At 60.8% G+C, this 23,091-nt stretch carries 21 protein-coding genes and 1 tRNA gene; 12 read left to right on the forward strand and 10 right to left on the reverse strand.

Going from position 1 to position 23,091, the window contains the following annotated elements; all coding sequences use genetic code 11:
• The first annotated feature begins 26 nt into the window (after positions 1-26).
• A tRNA-Sec gene (locus P5W99_RS19930) sits at positions 27-122 on the forward strand.
• Positions 123-326: 204 nt separating this feature from the next.
• On the opposite strand, the gene P5W99_RS19935 is transcribed toward P5W99_RS19930, so the two are convergent.
• The 4 genes from P5W99_RS19935 to P5W99_RS19950 all read right to left on the reverse strand — a co-directional run bounded on the left by P5W99_RS19935 (position 327) and on the right by P5W99_RS19950 (position 5,048).
• Positions 327-1,676, reverse strand: coding sequence for an MFS transporter (locus tag P5W99_RS19935; protein WP_434664407.1), 1,350 nt, complete (start codon positions 1,674-1,676; stop codon positions 327-329).
• 70 nt (positions 1,677-1,746) lie between these two features.
• Positions 1,747-2,697: a PDR/VanB family oxidoreductase gene (locus P5W99_RS19940; RefSeq protein ID WP_434664409.1), complete on the reverse strand. Its 951-nt coding sequence runs from the start codon at positions 2,695-2,697 to the stop codon at positions 1,747-1,749.
• 43 nt (positions 2,698-2,740) lie between these two features.
• Positions 2,741-3,850 (reverse strand): porin, encoded by a 1,110-nt coding sequence (locus tag P5W99_RS19945; protein ID WP_421026846.1) that lies wholly within the window; start codon positions 3,848-3,850, stop codon positions 2,741-2,743.
• 145 nt (positions 3,851-3,995) lie between these two features.
• Positions 3,996-5,048 (reverse strand): Rieske 2Fe-2S domain-containing protein, encoded by a 1,053-nt coding sequence (locus P5W99_RS19950; protein WP_421026847.1) that lies wholly within the window; start codon positions 5,046-5,048, stop codon positions 3,996-3,998.
• Between the two features lie 289 nt (positions 5,049-5,337).
• On the opposite strand from P5W99_RS19950, the gene P5W99_RS19955 reads away from it, so the two are divergent.
• The 7 genes from P5W99_RS19955 (at position 5,338) to P5W99_RS19985 (ending at position 12,517) form a co-directional block, all read left to right on the forward strand.
• Complete coding sequence (locus P5W99_RS19955; protein ID WP_421026848.1) at positions 5,338-6,060, forward strand: TetR/AcrR family transcriptional regulator; 723 nt, start codon at positions 5,338-5,340, stop codon at positions 6,058-6,060.
• A gap of 126 nt (positions 6,061-6,186) precedes the next feature.
• A complete protein-coding gene (locus tag P5W99_RS19960) occupies positions 6,187-7,455 on the forward strand; it encodes an alpha/beta hydrolase (RefSeq protein WP_434664410.1) in 1,269 nt (422 codons plus the stop codon).
• Between the two features lie 33 nt (positions 7,456-7,488).
• Positions 7,489-8,379: a VOC family protein gene (locus P5W99_RS19965; RefSeq protein WP_421026850.1), complete on the forward strand. Its 891-nt coding sequence runs from the start codon at positions 7,489-7,491 to the stop codon at positions 8,377-8,379.
• A gap of 29 nt (positions 8,380-8,408) precedes the next feature.
• On the forward strand, positions 8,409-10,079 hold the full coding sequence (locus P5W99_RS19970) for an AMP-binding protein (RefSeq protein ID WP_434664412.1): 1,671 nt from the start codon (positions 8,409-8,411) through the stop codon (positions 10,077-10,079).
• Positions 10,076-10,540 carry an acyl-CoA thioesterase gene (locus tag P5W99_RS19975; protein ID WP_421026852.1) on the forward strand — a complete coding sequence of 155 codons (465 nt, stop codon included), beginning with the start codon at positions 10,076-10,078 and terminating at the stop codon, positions 10,538-10,540. The genes P5W99_RS19970 and P5W99_RS19975 overlap by 4 nt, the downstream gene beginning before the upstream one ends.
• A gap of 21 nt (positions 10,541-10,561) precedes the next feature.
• Complete coding sequence (locus tag P5W99_RS19980) at positions 10,562-11,716, forward strand: FAD-dependent monooxygenase (RefSeq protein WP_434664414.1); 1,155 nt, start codon at positions 10,562-10,564, stop codon at positions 11,714-11,716.
• Between the two features lie 45 nt (positions 11,717-11,761).
• Complete coding sequence (locus P5W99_RS19985) at positions 11,762-12,517, forward strand: maleate cis-trans isomerase family protein (protein ID WP_421026854.1); 756 nt, start codon at positions 11,762-11,764, stop codon at positions 12,515-12,517.
• 447 nt (positions 12,518-12,964) lie between these two features.
• Here P5W99_RS19985 and P5W99_RS19990 read toward each other — a convergent pair whose 3' ends face one another.
• The 3 genes from P5W99_RS19990 to P5W99_RS20000 all read right to left on the reverse strand — a co-directional run bounded on the left by P5W99_RS19990 (position 12,965) and on the right by P5W99_RS20000 (position 15,980).
• Positions 12,965-13,750: an alpha/beta fold hydrolase gene (locus tag P5W99_RS19990; RefSeq protein WP_434664416.1), complete on the reverse strand. Its 786-nt coding sequence runs from the start codon at positions 13,748-13,750 to the stop codon at positions 12,965-12,967.
• A gap of 47 nt (positions 13,751-13,797) precedes the next feature.
• The gene (locus tag P5W99_RS19995) at positions 13,798-14,880 is read right to left on the reverse strand and encodes a porin (protein WP_421027092.1); all 1,083 of its coding nucleotides are present in this window, start codon (positions 14,878-14,880) and stop codon (positions 13,798-13,800) included.
• 116 nt (positions 14,881-14,996) lie between these two features.
• The gene (locus P5W99_RS20000) at positions 14,997-15,980 is read right to left on the reverse strand and encodes an MFS transporter (protein WP_421027093.1); all 984 of its coding nucleotides are present in this window, start codon (positions 15,978-15,980) and stop codon (positions 14,997-14,999) included.
• A 146-nt stretch (positions 15,981-16,126) separates the two neighbouring features.
• Between P5W99_RS20000 and P5W99_RS20005 the strand changes: the two genes are divergently transcribed.
• Together P5W99_RS20005 and P5W99_RS20010 are read left to right on the forward strand one after the other, a co-directional pair.
• On the forward strand, positions 16,127-16,498 hold the full coding sequence (locus tag P5W99_RS20005; protein WP_421026856.1) for a LysR substrate-binding domain-containing protein: 372 nt from the start codon (positions 16,127-16,129) through the stop codon (positions 16,496-16,498).
• On the forward strand, positions 16,396-16,842 hold the full coding sequence (locus tag P5W99_RS20010) for a hypothetical protein (protein WP_421026857.1): 447 nt from the start codon (positions 16,396-16,398) through the stop codon (positions 16,840-16,842). The genes P5W99_RS20005 and P5W99_RS20010 overlap by 103 nt, the downstream gene beginning before the upstream one ends.
• Before the next feature lie 486 nt (positions 16,843-17,328).
• Here the strand turns inward: P5W99_RS20010 and P5W99_RS20015 are convergent, their stop codons facing one another.
• Both P5W99_RS20015 and P5W99_RS20020 read right to left on the reverse strand, forming a co-directional pair.
• Positions 17,329-17,493, reverse strand: a complete 165-nt coding sequence (locus P5W99_RS20015) for a hypothetical protein (RefSeq protein ID WP_421026858.1) — start codon at positions 17,491-17,493, stop codon at positions 17,329-17,331.
• Between the two features lie 937 nt (positions 17,494-18,430).
• Positions 18,431-18,538 (reverse strand): LrgB family protein, encoded by a 108-nt coding sequence (locus P5W99_RS20020; RefSeq protein WP_421027094.1) that lies wholly within the window; start codon positions 18,536-18,538, stop codon positions 18,431-18,433.
• Between the two features lie 107 nt (positions 18,539-18,645).
• Here P5W99_RS20020 and P5W99_RS20025 point away from each other — a divergent pair, with 107 nt between their 5' ends.
• Positions 18,646-19,395, forward strand: a complete 750-nt coding sequence (locus P5W99_RS20025; protein WP_434664419.1) for an H-NS family nucleoid-associated regulatory protein — start codon at positions 18,646-18,648, stop codon at positions 19,393-19,395.
• Between the two features lie 389 nt (positions 19,396-19,784).
• Here the strand turns inward: P5W99_RS20025 and P5W99_RS20030 are convergent, their stop codons facing one another.
• Complete coding sequence (locus P5W99_RS20030; RefSeq protein ID WP_421026860.1) at positions 19,785-20,315, reverse strand: isochorismatase family protein; 531 nt, start codon at positions 20,313-20,315, stop codon at positions 19,785-19,787.
• Positions 20,316-20,536: 221 nt separating this feature from the next.
• On the opposite strand from P5W99_RS20030, the gene ligD reads away from it, so the two are divergent.
• Positions 20,537-23,047: a DNA ligase D gene (gene ligD / locus P5W99_RS20035; protein WP_421026861.1), complete on the forward strand. Its 2,511-nt coding sequence runs from the start codon at positions 20,537-20,539 to the stop codon at positions 23,045-23,047.
• The last annotated feature ends 44 nt before the right edge of the window (positions 23,048-23,091 follow it).

A 23,091-nucleotide genomic window follows, 5' to 3' on the forward strand; every position in this document is an offset into this window, starting at 1 on the left:
TTGCGTGTTCATCGTCGTTTTGCAACGGAAGGCAATCGTATCGGGTGGTGCGGCTGGGCTTCAAACCCAGTTGGGGACGTCAGCCGTTCCCGGGACAGTTCGACTCTGTCTGCCTTCCGCCAAGGATTAGAGGTTCACGGCTGGTGGCGATACTACTCGTACGGACAGGGAACGCCGAGGTAGTTAGCGCCGATCGAACTTGCTCCTTACTAGCCCCTCTAGTTTCGTGATTTGCGAGGCTGGAACCATCAAGGCGCGATAAACCAGGGAGCCAGAACGTTTACCGCTTACGCCGCTGCAGGCAGCTAATGGTCCCGATGCTCGCGCTACGATTGCGTCCCGACGGAAGGGGCCGATACGGCGCAGGGGTCGTCCGAACGGGAAATGGATGAAAGCAGGGCTATCGACAGGGCAGTCACGAGCGTCGGCCCAGCCGAGGCAAGGATGATCTGGTCCGCGGTCCACGAGCGCGAGAGCAAATACCCTCCCAGAACCGGACCGAGCACCGCCCCGACACGTCCGACTCCGGATGCAAGTCCGGCACCCGTCGAGCGCCCTTTGGTCGGGTAAAAGACCACTGCGATGCCGTAGAGCCCAGACTGGCCGCCGAAGACACTAAAGCCAGCGAACATGATGCACAGGACGGCGATTTCCGGTTGATGGGTGAAGAATGCAAGTCCCGCGATAGACAGTCCGCCAAGCACGAAGTTGGCGAACATGACCCAGCCATATCCGAAGCGGTCGATCAGATAGCCCAGCAGATAGTTGCCAATGAGGCCGCCACCCCAGAACGCCATGCCGGTAAGCAGCGAGGCACCGGCCGAAAATCCGATTGCGCTCATCAGAAGCGGGATCCACGCAGCCAGAAAGTACGCGCTGAGCATGTTGCAGAAGCTCGCGAGCCAGAGCAGAACAGTGGGGCGCGTGCGTCCATGTCCGAACACCACCTTCAGCGCGCTTTCCTTGCGTGCCGACTGCTCAGTCTGGTTGAACTCGTCGTCGAGCCGGTACTTCCGGATCAGGTCGACCGTCTTGTCGTCGTTCGGACGCCGCAACAGCCGGAACTGCAACGATTCCGGAAGAAGGATCAGCATCAGCAGTGCGAGGAAGCCGGTGAGAATCGCACCGGAGTAGAAGACGCCGGTCCAGCCAAATGGTTTGATCACAAACGTAGCGATCGCTCCGCCTACGACTCCGCCGATCACATAGCCGGAAGAGACCACCATCACGAGCGTCGTGCGCAGGCGCTTCGGACTGTATTCCCCTCCCAACGCGAGCGCATTGGGAACGACGACCCCCATCCCGAGCCCCGCGATGAAGCGGATTGCCACCAGTTGTCCGAGCGTGTGAACGATGGATGTCAAAGCCATAAGGACTGCTACCCACATCAGAGAAGCTATCAATGCTGGCCGGCGGCCGATGCGGTCGGCGATACCTGCGAGCAGGACCGAGCCCACGAGCATGCCGAACAGGCCGGCGCTCAGAACCGGGCCGAGCATGGCCTTGCCGATTCCCCAGTCTTTGATCAGGGCGGGCGCCGCGTACGACATGGCCTGAACATCGAAGCCGTCAACGACCATGCACAGTGCACACAGCATCACCACCATGTACTGCGCGCCATGGATCGATTTCGCGTCCGGGAACCGGCTACGCGCTTTTGACAGTTCCATTTTCATCTTCTCCGGGTGCGCCGTTCCGAGCGTTTGGCACTCTTGCGCTTGTTGTAAAAAGGTTGTGTGGATCGAGTTAGAGATCGAGAACCAGCAGCCCCGATCTGGACCGCGAGCAGCAAGGCGTGAACTGATCGTTCGCCGCGTGCTCCACATCGGTCAAATAGACGTCGCGATGGTCCGGCTCGCCACCGAGTACCCGTGTCAGGCAGGTGCCGCATACACTCTGCTCGCAGGACACGGGAATCTCGACGCCGCACTTCGCAAGCGCCTGAACAACCGATTCATCGGGCGATACCGGGATGACCTGGCCAGAACTCGCCAGCTTCACGCTGAAGCGCTGATCCGATGAGGTGTCGGCAGCGGTGCCCGCGAAATACTCGCGATGTATCGTGGCTTCACCCCATCCCTGCGCGCGCGCGGTCTGAATGACCATGTCCATGAAGCCCTTCGGGCCGCAGACATAAAGATGGGTGCCAGGCGTTGGGCTGGCGAGCGCCGTCGATGCATCGAACTGCTGCGCCTCGTCGTCGTCGCTCAGGTGGAAGGCGACCTGAGATGAAAACGGAGATTGCTCGATCGTCGAGCGGAATGCCATGCGATCCGCCGAGCGCACGCAGTAATGCATGTCGAACGGCGCACCGATATGCGAGAGCCGGTGAGCCATGCAAAGAATCGGCGTGATACCAATGCCGCCGGCAATGAGGAGGGTTCGTTCGGCATCGCGTGCCAGGGGGAAGTGATTCTTGGGCTCCGATATGGTCAGGGCGTCGCCTTCATTCACGTCCCGATGCATGGACTCCGAGCCACCTCTGGAAGCGGACTCACGCAACACAGCGATGACGTACCGGTGCGTCTCGTGAGAGGGATTGCACAATGAATATTGCCGCACAGTGTCTGCATTGACATGGACATCAATGTGAGCGCCGGCCGAGAAAGCCGGCAAAGAGGCTCCGTCCATTCTCGCCAGCTCGTAGCGGCAGATGTCGGTCGCTTCTTGCACTTTTCGCACTACAGTAACTTTCAAGACAATCTCCTGCTGTTTGTTGCGAGATTCCGGCTGTGCACGACTAGAAGCTGTGCGTCATGCCGACGCCGAGGTACACGGAGGAACGCGCTCCCTGGGCGAGCGGAGTGCCCGTGTCGAGGGCTGCGCCGTTCGCATTGAGACGTTCGTACACGCCCACGAGCTGCATCGTCGTGCGCTTGCTCAGGAAGTAGCTGGGGACGACATAGAATTTGTTGGCGACCTCATCGGGTGCGCCGTCCTGAGTTCGCTTGCCACGGTAGTAAGCGACGTAGAGGTCGAATGCCGGTGTGATGAGCCAGTCTCCGCCGCCGGAAAGGACCTGGGTCTGCATATTCCGGTAGGGTCTGGCGGGCGTGTTCAAGCCGCTGTCGATCCGGTTCTGGGTGAACGTCGCCCGCAGCGTCAAGCCTCCCCATTTGTAGGAAGCGCCTCCTGCATAGGCGAAGAAGAGCGTTCCGATGTTGTCCTTGTATTGCATATAGGACGCCCTGAGCGTTGCCGCTCCGCCGTCGTAGCCCACCATCGCGCCAGCAGCACTGTTATTCGAAAACTGGCCCGCGATCCCGCCGAAGGCGTACATCGCCATGCCGGTGAAACCGTACTTGCGGATCTGGTACTTCACGGCGTTATCGACACGGTCAAGACTGGCGCCGGCAACCCCGGGATTGGGGCCGAAATTGCTCTGGATCGTGGTGCCCGGTCCGCCCAGGTAGCCGAGCCGAACGTTCATGTTCGTTGCCGAGTTGTTGGCGTTGAGCGGGTCCGTCACGTAAAAAAGTTCGGCGAGCGTATTGACCTGCCGTCCGAACGTAAGCGTCCCCCAGTCATTCGAGGTCAGCCCGACATAAGCGTTGCGGTCGAAAAGCTTCTGGGTGCTCGCAGCCGCCCCGGTGTTGACGATGATGGTGGACGCGAAACTGAATACCGTGCTCAGACCGCCGCCGAGATCTTCCTGTCCCCGCAGACCCCACAACGAAGGAAGCCACATATTGGCTGCCATGCCTACCGACGAACCCCCGGTCTTGCCGGTCTGGTAAACGATCCCGTCGTCCAGTCTCCCAACGAGCGATATGCTCGAAGTTGAAACCTGCGCGTATGCCGCGGATGATCCGAAAGCTAGCGTTGCGATGACTGCATGAAGCTTCTTCATTGTCGATGTCTCCAGACTTCATTTAAGTTCGTTTTGCTAATTATTATTTTGGCATTTATTTTTTTTCGCGCCCGCTCCATGGAGATTGAGTAAGGTTCTACAAGCGCATGCGGGAGGAGGCCTGCATGCGCCGAGCCAGCCTGTGTCAGGTCGTTGTGGCGACCGGCCTGTTCCGCGCCGCGACTTCGGCATCAAGCAGCTTCGCCAAAGTGCGTCGGACGCGGATCGCGCCACTGTCGGTGCCGAGCAAGACAGGGTGCAAATCCATGATGTCGACCGATCCAATGGACCGCTGCTGGGCTTCCAGCATCGGTTTGTCCTGCTCGACGAATCCAATGCGCTGCCAGTCACGCACCTTCTGATCCGCTTCTGGATCTCCGACCGCGTAATCCCGGCTGTTGCAGAAGAAGTAGTGACACGTGAACTCGGACTCGGCCGTCACGATATGCGCGCTCTGAATCTCGAAGAGCATCTTTTCGCGGTCGTCGACTTCATAGCCGCGGACCGTGAGCTTCGCGTTCGACGGCGGATCCCAACGCACCTCGTAGACGAGGTCGATCAGCTTGTCCGGGTCCGAGACGGCATTGGCGTAGAACATCGGGACCTTGCCGTTCGGGAAGGTCAGGTAGGTGTAGATCGTGTTGCCGTCCTGCTTGACCTCGTTCTTGATGCGTGGAAACGCTTCGGACCCCTGATACTCGCCGTGCACGAACTGGATGTGCGTGAGGTCGGTCAGGTTGTCGATGGCCAGTTGGTAGTTGGCCTGGGTCACCATGTAGCCCTGCACCGCGGCGCGCGCGGGATCCGTGAGGAACGCGTAGTCGGGCAGGGCGCTCTCGTCGGCCGCCTCGGGGTCGCCGAGCCACACCCAGAATCCGCCGAATCGTTCGAGTACCGGATACGCCTTCACTTTTGCCGCTTTGGGAATCGGCGCGCCGTCGACGGGGTTTTTTGCACAGTTGCCGGCCTTGTCAAAACAGAGGCCGTGATAGCCGCACTGGATCAGGTCGCCAACCTGCGTGCCCATGTGCAATGGCACAAAACGGTGTGCGCAGCGGTCCGCGATCGCTGCCGGCGTGCCATTTTGCAGACGGTAAACGAGGATCGGCTCGTTAGCGATCGTGCGATGGAGAAAGCCCTTTTCGTTAAGCTCGCTGGTCCAGCCGATCATGTGCCATGCGTTCTGGAGAAATACCATGTCTCACCCATGTATAAGTGCTCGCCCGGCGGTTCGACATCGACATTGGCGTCGCCGCTGCCCAGGCGACCGAACCAGCTCTTGACGAAGGAAGGAAGTGTGGACGCATTCTGGCTGTATTCGACACTATAGTCAAATTTATAGACGTTAGTGTCAATACCACTATCGTTTTCCCTGAAATGCCAGACGAAATTGGTGCGCTGAGCATTTCGCGCCCGGGCGCCTTACAGCGCGCGGGTAGACTTACGCGTTGTAGCGCCTTGATGCGGCACGACCAATGGACATTTACATGAGCGACAACACGACCACGACACGGGAACGAATCACCCGGAATGCCGCGCAGCGGCAGGCAATCCTCGAGGAGGCGTGCCTGCTCTTCATTTCGAAAGGTTTTGGCGGGACCAACATTCAGGACGTCGCCGATGCGGCGGGCCTGACACGAACAGCGGTGTATCACTACTTCCGCAGCAAGGAAGCCATGCTGGAGGCCCTGACGGAAGACGTCACGCAGAAGGCAAGCGAGCTGTCGGCATCGATCTCGATGCGCGACGACGTTCCGGCCGAAGAGGCGCTACAGCAACTGATCATCCAGCACGCCGGACTCATCCTTTCGCTGCCCCTGCAGTTTCGCGTAGTCGAGCGCAGCGAAAGTAGCCTTCCGGAGGCGCACCGCAAGGCGGCAGAGGATGCGCGGCGCGGGGTGCTTGCCCATTTCGTCCATGTGATCCAGCGCGGTATTCGCGAAGGGGTATTTCGTCCGATCGATGCACATGTCGCCGCGTTTTCCATCATCGGCATGTGCAACTGGTGTGCGTGGTGGTTCGATGCGGGCGGCGAAGTGCCGGCACGCGAGGTGGCGGCCACCATTGCCGAACTGGGGCTTCGTGGCCTGCTCAAGGTCAAGGCGCCGCGGGCGCGACCGGTCACGATCGCGGAGACCATGAGCCAGATGCGGGACGCAATGGCCGTCCTGGAGCGGCAGATCGGCCATCTGCCATCCGGATCGAAATAGGACGCGTTGACAGTAGCGTCAACCGGGAAGGGTTAACGATATCGTCGAAAATTTGACGGTAGTGTCTAATTCTCGTATGATCGACTCACGATCAAACGAGGGTGCCGCTTCGCCGCGGCAAGACAGATGACCACGACCCGCAACCCGGCAGCCGGCGCGACCGCCGGCTTTCTGAATACCGACTGGAACCCGCGAGACGTGCCGCAAGGCACGCGGACGACCAACGTCGTGCTGCGCACGGCAGACGGCGCCGCGACGGGCGGCTCGCTCTACGAGCCGTCGACGCCGACCGACACGGTGGTGTGTGTCATGCACCCGCGCGAGTTCATGGCCTGCCACTATCTGATCCCGGACATCGTGGGCGCGGGCTATGCGGCCTGGTCGCAGTCGCCTCGCTCGGTCGGGAACGATCTGCGTCTGGAGCATGAATTCGCGTTGCACGATGTCGCCGCGGGACTGACGTACCTGAAGTCGCGCGGGTACCGCCGCATCGTGCTGCTGGGCAATTCCGGCGGTGCGGGGCTCTACGCGTACTACGTGCAGCAGTCGGGATGTCAGCCCGAGCAGCGCACGAGCCGCACCCCAGCCGGCAAGCCGACGCGCCTGGCTGATCTGCAGATGCCCCAGGTCGATGGTGTCGTGTTCGCCGGTCCGCACCCTGGTCAGGGCGCACTGCTGATGAACTGCATCGATCCGTCCGTCGTCAGCGAATACGACCCGCTGGCAGTCGATCCCGCGCTCGATCCACTCAATCCCGGGAACGGGTTTGCCGGCGCCGGCGCAACGACTTATGACGCGAGCTTCGTCGAGCGCTATCGCGCTGCACAGCGCGAGCGCGTTGCCCGCATCGACGAACACGCGCGGCGTCTTATCGCGCTGCGCATGTCGGCCCGGAAAAGGATGGCCGAGGCGGGCAGCGCCGCTTCGGTCGAAGACCGCCGGATCGCGTCGCATACGCCGATCATCAACGTATGGCGTACCGATGCAGATCTGCGTTGCTTCGATCTGTCCATCGACCCCTCCGACCGCAAGTTCGGCTCGCTGTGGGGTAGCGATCCCTACGTATCCAATTACGGCGCAGTCGGGTTTGCGCGCCAATGCACGCCGGAAAGCTGGCTGTCGACGTGGTCGGGCCTGTCGTCCAATGCGACGCTGGAAAAGACGGCTGCGTCGATTGTTCAGCCCGTGCTTGTCGTCGAGTACACCGGGGACCAGGCCTGCTTCCCGGGCGACGTGAAGAAGATCTACGCCTCCATTGCCTCTTCGAACAAGCGCCACCTGCGCGTACGAGGCGACCATCACGGACGCGCCCTGTCGCCCGAAGAAGAACCGGGGCGGCTCGAGGCCGGCCGGCAACTGGCTTCGTGGCTCAAGGACACTTTTCCCGCTCTCTGAGCCTGCCGAGAATACTGAATCTGGAGATCCCGCATGACTGCCCACGCAAACCCGCGTCAACTCAAACTGAACGGTGTCGACCATACTGCGCGGCCGACCTGGAAACTCCGGGAAACCGTTGAGTTTTATCGTGACAAATTAGGACTACAACTGATTCACGTGATCTCCGCGCGGGGTTGGGGACCGTCGAATCATCCGGACTTTCTGCATTTTTTTTTCGATAGTGGCAAGGGGAGCACCATCGCCTTTTTCTACTATCTGGGCTCCGATCAGCCGGCCGAACTCGAAGGCCGGTCCCAGCGCGCACCGGCTCCTGAAGACCACGTGTTCGACGCGACGCACACGGCGTGGCAGGTCGAAAGCGAAGAGGAGCTTCATGCGTGGAAGGCGAAGCTGGAAGCACAGGGACTCAACGTTTCCGTCGAAACGCGTCACGAAGTCATCGAATCGATCTACGTGCGGGATCCGAACGGCTATTTCATCGAGTTCACGCGAAAGCTCCGTCCACTCGGCGAACTCGATGCCGACGATGCTGCGCTGACGCTACAGGCTGCAATGGAGGCCGAGGACATGGCTGCGGCGGAAGGCCGCCGGGTTCTGAACATCGATGAATTCTGGGCGCGAAAAGCCGCGTTGCTCAACGAGCGTGAGCACGTCAACGGCGACGGTAACGGTGTGCGGATTTACGTTCCGCAGCTCGACGAGTTTGCCGCGATCGTCAAGGACGCTGAAAAGCGGGAAGGGTGCCGTGTGGTTCGTCGAGGGGCCTACGATTGCATTGAAACGGACCAGCCGATCGCGTTCCTGAGAAAGGAACTGGCCCTGAAGCCAGCTGTCTGGTACGGCCTCTTCACCGGCGGTGTGCAAGGCCACATCAGTGAGTTTGGTCGCGATCGCGTCGTGATCGCACCGTGCGGCAAGTAATCGGCGCTTGCTGAAAAAGTGAGGAGACAATGGCTGGCATATTGAGCCCTATCGAGGGCGTTACTTATCCCACCGCTGCAAGAGCGGCCCGATCTTTTGCGAGTGGAGCCTGGGTTGATTCGACCGTAGGCGATGCATTGCGCGCAACGGCGCAACGTTTTCCCGACCGTCCGGCGTTCATCAGCGACGAGCGAACGATCACTTTTCGCGAGCTCGACGAAAAAACCGAGCGCCTGGCCGCCGCGCTCCTGGATTTGGGCCTCGAAACCGGCGACCGGGCAATCCTGCAAATCGGCACGAACGTCGAATCGATCATCGTGCTCGTGGCCTGCTTCAAGGCGGGGATCGTCCCGGTGTGTTCGCTGCCGCAGCATCGTGAAGTGGAAATTGGACAGCTTGCCGGGCAGGCGGGCGCGAGAGGCTATTTCGTTCAGGCCGACTTCAGTGCCTTCGACCTCGCGGGTTTCGCGGCGAAGATGGTCGATCGCACGCCGAGCCTGGCGTATCTGATCGTCTCGCGCGGAGCTGTGCCGGGTACGAGCGATATCGAGACGCTGGTGGCGTCCACGCCGCTCGAAGCCGCCAGGCAGCGTCTCGCGCTCGTCAAGCTCGGTAGCGAGGACGTGCTGAGCTTCCAGCTATCGGGGGGGACTACAGGTGTCCCGAAGATCATTCCGCGTTTCCATGCCGAATATATCGGGCACTCGAGCGCATGTATGAACCGCTACCGCATGACGAGCGAAGGCCGGTTCATCTATCCGTTACCGATCGTTCACAACGCGGGCCAGCTCTATGCACTGCTGCCGCCGCTGGTGCTCGGATCGACGACCGTGCTGATGCCGAAGGCCGACGTCGTGCGGATGCTCGAACTGATCGAGGCGCATCGTGTCACGCATGCCTTGTCCATTGGACCGATCGCGCCACAACTGCTTGCGTACCAGGACGTCGGGAAGCACGACTTGTCGTCGCTGCAGCTGTTCGCAACGATGAGCCGCGCGGACGCGCTCGAAGCTCACCTGGGCGTGCCGTGCTCGAACCTGTATGGCATTACCGAGGGGCTGCTGCTGGGGTCTCCTGCCGACGAACCGGTTTTCGTCAGGCATCACACCCAGGGTGCCTCCGGGTGTCCGGATGACGAGATCAGGCTTCTGGACCCCGACAGCGAGACCGAGGTCGAATCCGGAAAGATGGGTGAACTCTGCTTTCGCGGACCATCCACGCTCGGCGGTTTTTTCGACAACCCGGAGGCGAATGCCACGGCTTTCACGTCGGACGGCTTCTATCGCACGGGCGATATGGTCACCCGCCATGTCATTGACGGGAAAACTTACGTGACGTTCGAAGGCCGTCTGCGCGACAACGTGAACAGGGGTGGCGAAAAGATCGGATGTGAGGAGGTCGAAGCTTTCGTCTGCCAGCATCCCTCCGTCGTCGACGCCAAGCTCGTTGCTATGCCCGACGAAACCTACGGGGAAAAGGGTTGCATTTTCATCGTCACGCGCCCGGGCGCCGAACCGCTCGATGTCGCGACGCTCGGTGCGTTCCTTGTTGGCAAGGGCCTTGCGAAGTTCAAGTGTCCTGAGCGTGTCGAGGCGATTGAGGAATTCCCCGTGACCCGGGTGGGCAAGCTCGACAAGCCGGCATTGAAGAAGCGAATTTCCGACATCCTGACGCTCGAGAAGCCGGAGGTCAAATCGTGAGCGCGTTGCCGATCGCTACGGAGCAACTGGTGAGCCGCGTGCCGGTCGTTATTCGCCGCCGTGTCAAGTGGGGCGAATGTGACCCGGCTGGCGTGGTCTACACCGCGACCTTCTCCGACTATGTCATCTCCGCGGCAGAACTGTTTTACGGTTCGCTGTTCGATACGACACCCCAGCGGGCGAAGCGCGAACAAGGTTTCGGTACGCCGACGCGCGCACTGACTTTCGATTTCAGCCGCTCGCTTTATCCGGATGACGAATTCGACATGACGGTTTCGGTAAAGGACATCCGTAGCAGGACGTATGTGCTCGATGTCACGGCCCGCACGCCTGAAGGCGACATCGTTTTCGAGGCGAATCTCACGCCCGTATGCGTGGCCCGGGACGAACGCAGATCGATCGAGATACCGGCATCGTTTCGTGCGGCGCTGGAGCAATACCGGCAAGCCTGCGCGGACTGAATCTTGTAGGAGAGACAAAGCATGAAAATCGTTGTCATCGGTGCCGGCCCGGCGGGCCTCTATTTTTCCCTTCTGGCCAGGAAGAGCAATCCGGAACACGACATTCAGGTGTTCGAGCAGAACCCGAAGGGCGCCACCTACGGTTGGGGCGTTGTGTTCTCGGATATTGGCCTGAGTTTTCTGCAGGAGGCCGACCCCGAGTTCTTCCGAGAGTTCACGGCGAATCATGAGCGCTGCGACTACATGGAGGTCGTGCATCGGGGAACCCATGTGCAGATCCATGGCAACCACTTCTCGCGCACGTCGCGCGTCGGCATGCTGAAGACGCTTCAGGATGCGTGCGAGCGGGAAGGCATTCGTATCGAATATGGCCGACGCATCGAGGACGTCGAAAGCCTCGCTGCCCAGGTAGATTTGGTCGTTGCGGCCGATGGGGGCAATAGTGCCGTGCGCACACAGTTTGCCGATCACTTCCGGCCCAGCTTTGAAAGGCGCCGCAACAAGTTCGCGTGGTATGGAACGCACCAGCGGTTCCACCCGGTTTCGCTGATCTTCCGTCCCAACGAGCACGGTACGTTCATAGCTCATGCCTATCAATACAGCCCGCAGTTGAGCACGTTTCTGGTCGAAGTCGATCCCGACACATGGAAGCGGGCGGGGCTCGATGCGGTGAGCGAAGAAGCAAGCCGCCGCTATTGCGCCGAGGTATTCCGGCAGGATCTCGGCTCCAACGGGCTGCTGACCAACCGTTCCCTCTGGTTCGAGGCGAACATCGTGAAGAACGAACAGTGGACGTATCGCAACATCGTTCTGCTTGGGGATGCATTGCGCACGGTGCACTTCTCGCTGGGCTCGGGCACGCGTATGGCCATGCAGGATGCCATCGCGCTGCATAAAGCCATCTGCAGCCATCCGCGCGACATCCAGGCGGCGTTCGCCACGTTCGAGGCGTCACGGCGTCCCGCGTCGAACAGTTTTCAGGGCGCGGCCAGCAAGAGTCTGGACTGGTACGAGAACGTCGACACGAAGCTGCATCTCGATCCGGTGTCCTTCGCATACGACTACATGCGGCGCACGGGGCAGGTGTCGCACGACGACCTGAAAGCGCGGGATCCGCTGTTTGCTGCTGCCTATGAGGCAGTGCAGGGTGAGCTTGCCCAGACAACGAGCGCCTGAAAGGGCGCGATCCTTCACGCGCGCAACGGTTCAAGAGAGATCAAGATGCAGAAATACTATCGGATTGGACAGATCGTCCCGAGTTCGAATACCACCATGGAAACCGAGATCCCCGCGATGCTTCACGCGCGGGAAACGGTCCGTCCCGAGCGGTTCACCTTCCATTCGAGCAGAATGCGCATGCACAAGGTGACCAGGGAAGAACTGGAGGCGATGAACCGGGAAGGCTTGCGCTGTGCGGCGGAACTGGCCGATGCACGCGTCGACGTGATGAGCACCGCGTGCCTCGTTGCGATCATGGCGATGGGGCCGGGGTACCACCGCGAAACGGAGGCACAACTGGCCGAGGTGGCTCGCAACAATCAGTGCCTCGCTCCGGTGATGACGTCCGCCGGCGCGCTGATCGATGGCCTCAAGACCCTGAAGGCCCGTCGCATTTCGCTTATGGCGCCCTACATGCGTCCGCTTACCGATCTCGTGGTGAAGTACATCGAGAGCGAGGGCATCGAGGTAATCGATTCGCTCTGCTTCGAGATTCCGGATAACCTGGAAGTGGGCAGGCGCGACCCGCTTCGGCTCGTGGAGGATGTACGGGCGCTGAACACCGAAGGCGCGGATGTCGTGGTGGCTTCGGCGTGCGTCCAGATGCCTTCGCTGCCGGCCATTGAGCGCATCCAGGACATGCTGGGTATCCGGACCGTGTCCACGGCGGTGTGCACCGTCAGGCGCATGCTGGACCATCTGGAGCTGGAGCCGATCGCGCCGGGAGCGGGCGCGCTGCTCTCCGGTGCCCAGGCCTGAACTGAATGGGTGTCGTGTCGTTGCGATGTTGCCAACGGCACGATCGCTGGCGGCGCTCATTGTGGTGCTCAAGCGCGGCAGCCAGACGCGAGAGCACCGTTGGTGTGTCGGGCTTGCCAATTCAGGCAACCTAATTGTGCTTCATGATCTTCACGATTTCCACGTGCCTGTAGACCAGGCCGAGGGGCGCCGCGCCGGTGTCATAGCCCGCACCCAGTCTATCGTTCACTTGTTTGCCGCGGCGAAGCCATAGCCGTCCGAGGTGACCGCGCCCTCTGCAGTTGCGCCGGGTTGGATAGACCCTCAATCACGGTGCTGGCGGAGAAGTTCGCATGACTGTACAACGATCGAACTGGCGCCCGGACGTGAGCATGCCGAGCGGATCCGGTTGCCGCCCGGCGTAACACTGCTAGTCGACCAGGCGGTCACCGTACCTGGCGATGCGCGTCATCTCGCATACTGCTTCAGAAACTGATCGGCAACCCGATTGAACTCGTCCGGCGTCTCGAAGTACGGCGAATGGCCCGCTTGCTCGAACGTATACGTTTGTGCACCCGGGATGAGCGTTTGCACGTGCAGATGGCTGGTCGGCGTCAGGAAGTCGTCGTGCGTGCCTCCGCCGATGAACGTCGGCACCTTGTAGCCCGCGAAGTCTTCCGGATGCAGTTTCATGCAATCGTCCTGCATCGTGCGCGCATCGAAGGGACCATTGAGCTGCTTGATCTGGCTGTACAGGAAGAACAGTTCCGGACGCTCCGTCAGCGTCCTGCGGTTCCAGCCGACGCCGTCGCCGCGACCCGCGCCGCCGAGGCGGCCGCTATTGAAGGTGTCGCCGGCCGTTTTCAGAACGTGCCAGTTTTCCTCCGACCACGCGGGCGTCGGCGAGCCGGTGATGAAGAGGCACGACGCGCGATCCGGATGACGCACCGCGAGCGGGAGTCCGGCCCATGCGCCGAGCGATTGGCACACGAATGCCGCCCGGTCGATGCCCTCGGCGTCCATGATCGCCAGCATGTCATCTGGGAAATAACGGGGATGAACGAGTTCCGGCGCGCAGTGAGACTGCTTGAAGCCGCGCATATCGACGGTAATGACTTTGTAGCGGCGCTGGAAAAACGGTACTTGCTGAAACCAGCACATCGTGTTGCCGCCGCCGTGCACGAAGAAAACGGGATTCCCTTCGCCATGAACTTCGTAATACAGATTGACATCGGGGGTTTTGATAATTGGCATGACTCTCTCCTTGGTATTGTGCGGCCCGAGCTGCGGGCCGCAATTCATCAGAACTTGTGGCGCATACCCGCGGTGACGACGATTTGATGATCGTTGCTCGACGGCGCGCCGATGCCCTCGATCCATGCGTGGGCACCGGATGCCTGCTGAATTGCCGTACTCAGATAGACGTCGGTGCGTTTCGACAGGAAATAGTTGGTCCCCAGCGTGAGCTGGTGATAGTGAGCATTCGAATAGCTTGACGACGAGGCGCTCTGGTTCGTATAGATGTAGCCTGCTGCCACAAGCCAGCTGGGGGTGACTAGCCAGCGGCCGTTGATCTCGTAATTGGCGAAATGCAGACTGCCACCGGTCAGGATATCGAACTGAACGTTGGTGTAGAGCAGGGCGACCGTGGCGGGGCCGAACGTATAGGCGCCGCCGCCGCCGAATACACGATTGTTCTTCACGTTCGCGATGATCGACGTAGCGGTAGAAAAGTAGTTATCCGAAGCAATTGCCCCGGCAGGCGTGCTGCCGGGCGAATCGAGCCGCGCATACGCCGCGTCGAGCCGTAACGGTCCGTTGCTATAGTTTGCCCCGACGCTCCATGTCCGATTGGTTGCGAACCCGCCTGGCTGATTCGATAGACCGTAAAGCCCACTGACTGTCAAACCGTGGACGACGGGGCTCGTGTACTTGACCGAATTCTGGCTCCGATACGTGTTATTGAGGCCATCCGTATCGTAGACAGCGTTCGCATATAGGCCCAATGCGCCGTTCGAGCCTGCTTGCAGGTAGGTCAGAAAATCCTGAACGCTGTTGTATTGCCGCCCGAATGTCAGTGATCCGTACGCTTCATTGGTAACGCCAACCCATGATGAGCGACCGAACATTCTGCCGCTCTGCAATGCAGCGCCATTCAACGGATTGAAGCCGTTCTCGAGCGTGAAGATCACGCGCGTACCCGCACCGATGTCCTCCGAGCCCTTGAGTCCCCAACGCGAGCCGGAATAGCTCCCCTGCGTGAGTTGCAACGCATGGCTGCCCTTTTGATTGCTCGTATAGGTCAGGCCTTCGTCGACGATGCCATACAGCGTGACGGAACTCTGCGCATATGCGCGGCCGCGTAAGCGAGCGGGAGAATGCAGACAAGTTTTCGAATGTTGTTCATGAGGTAGCGTTTCTGGTCATGGAAGTACGGCAGAGGATGAACCGGACCGGATCCACGGATCGGACCGGGTTATCCGGGGAAATCGGGAGACGATCAGTTCATGCGCCGTTCGCGAACGAAAAGTACGGTAACCAGAGCGATCAGGTCGCAGGCGACCACGTACCACGCCGCGGAGAACGGTTGCCCCGTCCTCGCGATCATCGCGGTGACAATGAACTGCGCTGTGCCGCCGAACAGCGTATTGGCGAGCGCGTAGGTGGTCGAGAATGCGGTCACTCTCACGTTCGCCGGGAACAACTCCATCATCAGCAGAAGCGTGGCGACGACGCCGAAGCCGAGCAGCGCGGTAACGACCATCACGGTCGTCACCACAACGATGGAGTTGGAGTTTCGTGTCACGATCCACAGCGCCGGCAGGCACGCGGCGGCGCTCAGGATGAACGTTGGCCGCACGAGTGCCTTGCGGCTCGCGCATCGGTCAGCGACAAGACCGCCGATGAACGCGAAGATCGTGAATGCGATCGACGCACCGAGCGCTGTCGCAAAACCGGTGGATGCGGGCAGATGAACGATCCGGGTCAGATAGCTGGGCATGTAGAACACCATCACGTACATGGTCACCGTCTGTCCCGTCGTCAGCCCGATCGCGGCCAGCATGTTGCTGCGGTGGCGGGCCCAAAGCTCGCCCAGCGGGTGCCGATGTTCACCGCGTGCGCCGTCATGAGGCGAGTCGGGCAGATGCCGGCGAATATAGAAACCGATTGGCGCGATCAGCGTGCCGATCGCGAACGGTACGCGCCAGCCCCACGCTGCGAGGGCGTCGGGGGCGAGCGCATGGCTGAGCAGATAGCCGCATAGCGCCCCGACTATGGAGGAGATGCCCTGACTGACCATTTGCCACCCGACCATGAAGCCCCGTCGTTGCTGACCGCCTGACTCCATCAGATAGGTCGTAGCGGTGCCGACCTCTCCACCCGCGGCGAAACCCTGCAGGATGCGTCCGCCGACGATCAGGACCGTTGCGGCCCAGCCGATTTGCGCATACGTCGGGCACAGCGAGATAAGGCAGGTGCCGATTGCCCATCAGCAGAATGCTCAACGTCATGGCGTCGCGTCTGCCGACCCGGTCGGTGTAGCTGCCGAGCAGCAACGCGTCCGATTGGCCGCGCAAAAAAGCCGACGCCGAACGTGCCGACAGCGAGCAGCAGCGAGGAAATCGGATCGTGAGTCGGGAAAAACGCACTCGCGGCGTATTCAATGGATCCCTCACAATCGCGATTACGCCGCCCGCAGCGACGGCGGATTTCGCCGAAACCATTTCGGCTTTCTCGGACGCGCATCCAGACGTGCAGTTGCGCGTGCTCGAACTGCGTCCGCATCTGATTGCGAACGACCTGCGTGACGGCACGCTTGACGGCACGCTTGACGTCGCGCTCTTTGCTCAATACACCAGCCTGAACGCTCGGCGCAATTCGACATTACGCCGCTCTATGTGCTCGGGATCACGCTTGCGGTCAGCTCACGCTATCGAGGCCCCAGCGAAGTCGGCATCCGCGAGTTGCGGGAGATGTCATGGCTGGTACTGGATCCCGTGATCGATACCCATAGCATTGTTTCGACGTTGTTCGAGCAGCACGGGCTGGCACCCCCGGCACGGATCATTCAATGTTCGTCGCTCGCGATGTACATCGAGCTGGCCGGGCGTCTCGATGTCGTCTCTGCATGGGCGGACGCCGGAATGAACGCGCTGTGCAGGCGCGAGGAAGAGGGGGCAATGAAGCGCCTCCGGGTCACCGAGTCGATGCCGACGGCAAGAATGTGCATCGCGTATCCTGCGATTGACATGATGACCGCGACGACGCGCGAATTTGTTGTGTGGTTTCAGTCGACGTTGCGCAAGTCCGGCTCGGGGGTGCGTTTTTCGGTTGGTAGTACGTGACGGTATCCTGCGTGAAGTGATTACCGAGCGCTGACCGACGACTACGACGTACCGGAAAGCTCACGTTTGGTCGCTCGCCTACGGGGGGAATGACTTGAGCCACTGCGCCCACTGGTCTTTATCTTTCGCACATCATTCAATATAAATAATGATCAAACGTTCTTCATTGTAATAAGGGTAATAAACGTAGGTGTCAGATCGGTTGGCACACATGGTGTTTTGCGTCCGCGTTACGCGGTAAGCTCATCGGCATCGATTACTTGCGTGTAGGTAATATTCGTCACATGCGCTGAAGACCGCCTCCAGCGCACGTGGTGCAGGCGGCAATCTGTGTCGCCGGTTTGCGCGCAAAATCATCTTCGACGATCAGGGGGGAACTCGTTGCCGCCTGGACGTCCGGCCCACGCGTGCCCTCGATCTTTCGCCGGTGCGATCTCGGCAAGAATCGCGTCCCAAAGAAATCCGGGCGCGCGGGACCGTTGGCGTTCAGTGACGTGACGGGCGTTCACCAAAGCGTGCTACCTCTGATTTCGGCTCGTTCTCCGGCTGATCAGGCTGGCGCCGCGCGGCAGCCTCCCTATCGAGGCGGCTGCTATCCATCGTCGTTCGCCGCTCTTTGGTCAGCGCTCGGCGTAGCTTGGACTTGAACATACAGTTTCTCCTTGTGACTAATCTGGACGAGCTCAAGGTACAGTGGAAGAGCACCGCCGCGCAACACCTTTGATGCATGAGGCGCGCCGTGCGAGGCCAGCGGTCGAAAAGGACGACGGGCCCAGCAACCTTCCGCCCTGCTCGCTGGGGCCTGGCGGGGCGACTGGCGCTTAGTGACGAGAGTGGAAGTGGTTGGGCTTAAGGACTTTCGGGATCGCTATGGCGGGTTCATGCCCTCGACGCCTGGGGACGATCAGGGAGAACGGAAGAATCCGGTCGCACTCGAGACGATAGGCGGCGAGCGTATGCTTCGACAGCCCGCCGATCGCGCCTGCAGGAACTGGGACGAAGTCGACGTCGTTGGCGTCCTCGGCGAGACCGCGCGATTGCGGTTCGCCTGCGGCGAAGGCGGCGATGGGAGGGCGAGATCCTCGTTTGTGAAGGGTCTCAGCAGTTCGTCTCATGGGCGTCGCGCCAGCGCGCCGGCGTCATGGCGGGGCGTGCGGCGGCTCGCGGGTGCCGGTCGCCAGGATTGATCGACGCGGTGGCGGTGCGCGAACGCGTGGGCTGTGCGCAGGAAACGCCCTGCTGAGCGGGCGCGGACGCCCCGTGAAAACGCGGGTGGGCCGGGACCAGTTCTGTGATATCGGTGTCGACGGCAAAGCGCCTTGAGTCGCGGTGCCGCCGCTGCAGAACCACTGCCGTGCATGTGCTACACGCGTCCGCACCGTCGTTGCTCCAGCGCGGCCTCATCAAGCGCACGCGCCAGGGTGCGTGACGGAGTCCACTGTCCCCCTTGTTTGAGTCATCGATACGGTGGCCTTCAGGCTTGAAATCGACAAGAATTGGTTGTCTTGCCGCGACATTAATTGATGAACCCCACGGATACACAATAGCCGCGTCAATTCCTCTGAGTACGAAGGTTCAGCCGTCTGAACTAAGATTGCGGAGCCGAAGGAATACCACCGACCTCCTGCGCTACCGCCATTGCGATTGGTGTCGTTACCGCTTTCGATGCCAAATGGCGCGACGTCTCTGCCGCTATCTAGCAGCCAGACAATAGCGACACCGCTAATTCAACACATTCTGTTGCCTTCGTCGCGCGATGTGGCATAGTGCGACACAGTAACTTAACAAGGGAAAAGTAAAAGAATGGCGACGCTCGATTCCATCCAGGCAAAGATAGCAAAGCTCCAGGCCCAAGCAACCGCGCTGGCAACCACGAAGTCCACTGCTGTGCTCGAAAAGATTCGCGGTCTGATGGAAAAGCATTCGGTGACGCTCGCCGACATCGAAGCATTCGTCGGAAAACGACGTGGTCGCAAGTCTGGCGTGAGCACCGCAACGAAGCAGAACTCGTCGGTAGCAAAGTATCAGGACCCGAGGAGTGGGGCCACCTGGACAGGCCACGGTCGAGCACCGAGTTGGATTGCCAAAGCCAAAGACCGAAGCAAGTTCCTGCTTGCGGGCGCACCGACGAAGTCTGCTGCGGCTGCGAATCCCCCGAAGGCTGGCAACTACGTCCGCGGTCCGCAGCCGGCCCTTTATCGGGACGCCAAAACTGGAGCGACGTGGAGTGGCCGGGGTCGTGCACCGGCATGGCTCGCTGACGTCAAAGACCGCTCCAAATTTCTGATTGAGAAGGCTGCCGAACCTGCGGCAAAGAAGAAGGCGAAAACGGACAAGCCGGTGGCCGCGAAAAAGGTCACATCGACGAAGAAGGCTGCCGTCAATAAGGCTGCTCCGGCATCGCGAAAATCTTCAACGAAGAGTGGCGCGGTCAAACCAGTCGTCGCCCGAAAGGCGCGTGTCAGGAAGGGAACTGTGCCGTCAGTCGCGCCGGTCGAAGCTGGAGTCTCGCCGGCAGCTACCGAAGTCACGGGTGCCCCGGCCGCAGTCTAAGCCACAATCTGATATCCGCGTGTGAGCGTATTGTGAGCAGCATGCCGGTGGCGGGGATTGATGTTGGCGGACAAAAGAAAGGCTGCCATCTGGTCATCCTGCAGGGCGCGGGCATCTTGCTCAAAGTGCAGAGCCGTGCGCCTCGCGACTTGCTCGATGCGTGTCTTGAGGACAATGTGCAGGCCGCATAGACGCCCCTTGCTTGTGGTCCGAAGCGGGCGAGGGGCGACTTGCTGAAGTCGATTGACGACGTCGATGCCGCGCTGCGTGCATTGACCGCTGGATACTTGCTTGCGGCACGAACAAACGTGTACGGGGATGCGAAGAGTGGAGACATTCGATTTCTCGCACTGCCGGGCACGAATGCCTGATACGGTAAGCATCGCCTGCTATTTGATGAGGCGCAGCACGTCGCGGAATTGCGGATGCTGACTGGAGCGTAACCACTCGAATGCAACCATTTCCACGGTCGACACATCGGCCCCCGCCCGGGCGAGCCGGTCTATCGCGGTATCACGGTCTGAAGTTTTACGCGAACCAATTGCGTCTTTGACGAGCGTGACCTGCAAGCCGTGGCTCAGCAAGCCAATCACCGTTTGCAGTACGCAGACGTGCGCCTCGCAGCCAGCAACAATGATCCTCGTTCGCCCTGCAGGCAACGCGTCGACGAGTCCTTCAGCGGTCGCATCGAAATGGTCCTTGACGACCGTGTTCGAGCAGAGGTCCTTGATAGTCTCCGCATTCTCACCGAGCCTCTGGGGACTCTGTTCGGTGCCGATGATGGGCACGTCGAGCAACTGCGCGATTCTTCCCAGCCGGGCAGCCTGAGCTACCACCATCGCTCCTTCATGTATTGCGGGTATCAGTCGCCTTTGCAGGTCCACCAGAACGACCACTGATGCCTCTAGCGTATGCAGCATTGCCTATCCTTTGAAGGACGATCCTCCAGAATAGCTTCGTTTTCGCGTGTCGTGCCGAAGTTGGCCGGCGAGCGTGGGCATTGTGCTGCGGGCGGGATAGAAAGCACGCAGAAAATTAGAGCTTGATAGTCAGGCGGCCGAACATCGGATTGAGGCCACGACCAAGGTCAGGTGTCTTATTTGCGTCCCGAAAAGACGAAAGTTATTCCTGGACTAGTGTTATGGCCTCCGCACGCGACCCGACATCTCCGCCGCTGTCCCGCTATCAAAAGAAGCGGGATTTTCAGGTCACGCCCGAACCGGCCCCGGCGGCTGCCAGCCCATCTGGCGGCGGACAGCTCGGCTTCGTCGTGCAAAAGCATTGGGCTGGCAGGCTGCATTACGACTTTCGTCTCGAGCTGGATGGGGTGCTGCTGTCCTGGGCGGTTCCGAAAGGTCCCTGCTATGACCCGAAGGAAAAGCGGATGGCGATACACGTGGAGGACCATCCAGTCGAGTATGCGCACTTTGAGGGGACGATTCCTGCGAGGCAATATGGCGCCGGCAAGGTAATGGTGTGGGACCGCGGGACATGGGAGCCCGTTGGCGACCCGCAGGAAGGGATGAAGTCGGGCAAGCTCGTCTTTCGCCTTCATGGCGAGAAGCTCGCGGGACTGTGGGAACTGGTGCGAATATCGAAGCCCGACGACAAGCAAGACCCGTGGATGCTCTTCAAGAAGCGCGACGAGTGGGCGCAGCCATTGGCGGAATACGATGTCATCAAGGCGCTTCCCGACAGCGTCACCGCAAAGCCGCTCGGGCTCATCGAAGAACGGGAGCCGAGGGTGGCGCGACCCGCGCGCCGTGAGGAGTCACCGATGATTGACCTGTCGGCGGCCGTCTTGGCGCCGCTTCCCGCGAAGCTCGAACCGCAGCGCGCGACCTTCGCCCCCTCGTTGCCGACGCGGGGAGACTGGATAACCGAGGCCAAACTGGATGGATACCGCTTGCTCGCGCGTGTCGATAAGGGCCGCGCGAGGCTTTTCACGAGCGGCGGGCACGACTGGACGAAGACGCTCGCCAGTCTTGCTGCAGAGGTCGAAAAACTCCCGGTTTCGAACGCTTGGCTGGATGGCGAAATCGTCGTGCTCAAGGACGGCATCCCCAATTTCGGTGCTCTTCAGGATGCGATGGACGATGCCAGGAACCAGGGCATTGTCTTTTTCCTTTTTGACCTTCCGTACGTCGACGGAAAGGACCTCAGGAACGTCCCGCTGTGGGCGAGGCGCGCGCTGCTTGCGCAGTTGCTCGAGAGTGGCGGCGAACGGATTCGCTTCAGCCAGGACTTTGAGGCGCCGCCGGCCCAGGTGTTTGAAGCTGCCGCCGGGTTGGGCCTCGAAGGCCTCATGCTCAAACGCCGCGACGCGCGGTATGAATCGGGCAGAACGCAGACCTGGTTGAAGGCGAAGTGCCGGTTGCGGCAAGAGCTTGTCATCTGCGGCTTCACTGCGCGAGGCGGCAAGCCCGGTGAAATCGGCAGCCTGATGCTCGGGTATTACGTCGGCGACCAGCTTCACGACGCGGGCAGCGTCGGCACCGGCTGGGACGCCAGGACCGCGCGGAATCTGTGGGCGCGCCTCACGCCGCTCGAGATGGATGCGGCACCTTTTGACGTGACTGCAGCCAAGCAGCGCCGATGGTCACGGCGTGCCGCGGGCAGTGAGCGCTGGGTTCGTCCCGAGCTGGTCGCGGAAGTGGAATTCGCAGACTGGACCACCGATGGCCTGGTGCGACAGGCGTCGTTTAAGGGACTGCGCGTCGACAAGCCCGCGCGCGGTGTCGTCCGGGAAGGAGGAAAGACCCAGGCACCGAGTGCTCTGCCGCAGCTGAAAATTACCCATCCGGAACGCGTCGTCGACCCCTCGACTGGCGTCACGAAGGCCGACCTCGTTCGCTACTACGCGAGCGTCGCGGAGTGGATGCTGCCCCATCTGAAGGCACGACCCCTTGCGATGGTTCGAGCGCCTGACGGCATCGCCGGCGAACTGTTCTTTCAGAAGCATGCGGAGAGCACGAACATGCCAGGGCTGATGGTTCACGACCGGGACTTGTGGCCAAAACATCCGCCGCTGCTGACGGTTGATACGGCGGATGCCTTGCTGTCGGCAGCGCAGATGAATACGGTCGAGTTCCACACGTGGAATTCGACGGTTCGCCGACTCGAGAAGCCCGACAGGGTCATCTTCGACCTGGACCCGGGCGAAGGTGTGAAATGGGGACACGTTCAGGAGGCGGCGCTTCTTGTTCACACGCTGTTGTCGGAGCTCGGCCTCGAGGCCTGGCTGAAGACGAGCGGCGGGAAGGGATTGCATGTCGTTGTGCCGCTTGCGCCGCGGCTTGGCTACGAGGCGGTTAAGGCATTCTCGCAGGCATTCGTTCGGCACCTCGCAAAAACGATTCCACAGCGTTTTTCTGCAACCGCTGGCGCTTCGAACCGAATTGGCAAGGTCTATGTCGACTACTTGCGAAACGGCATGGGGCAAACGACCGTGTCCGCATTCTCTGCACGGACGCGGCCGGGGATGGGTGTCTCCATGCCGGTTTCCTGGGAGCAACTGACCGACCTGAAGAGTGGGGCGCAGTGGACGGTGCAGACGGCACGCGAGTACCTGAGCTTCCAGTCTCGGGACCCGTGGGCAGCGTACTGGTCGGCGAGCCAGTCGTTGGCGTCGGCCATAAAGCGCCTAAAATGAAATTTTTCATCGCTGGCGGCGGCACGCGCCTTGCGTGAGCGACG

It is taken from the genome of Paraburkholderia sp. A3BS-1L, from assembly GCF_051125215.1.
Taxonomy (GTDB): domain Bacteria; phylum Pseudomonadota; class Gammaproteobacteria; order Burkholderiales; family Burkholderiaceae; genus Paraburkholderia.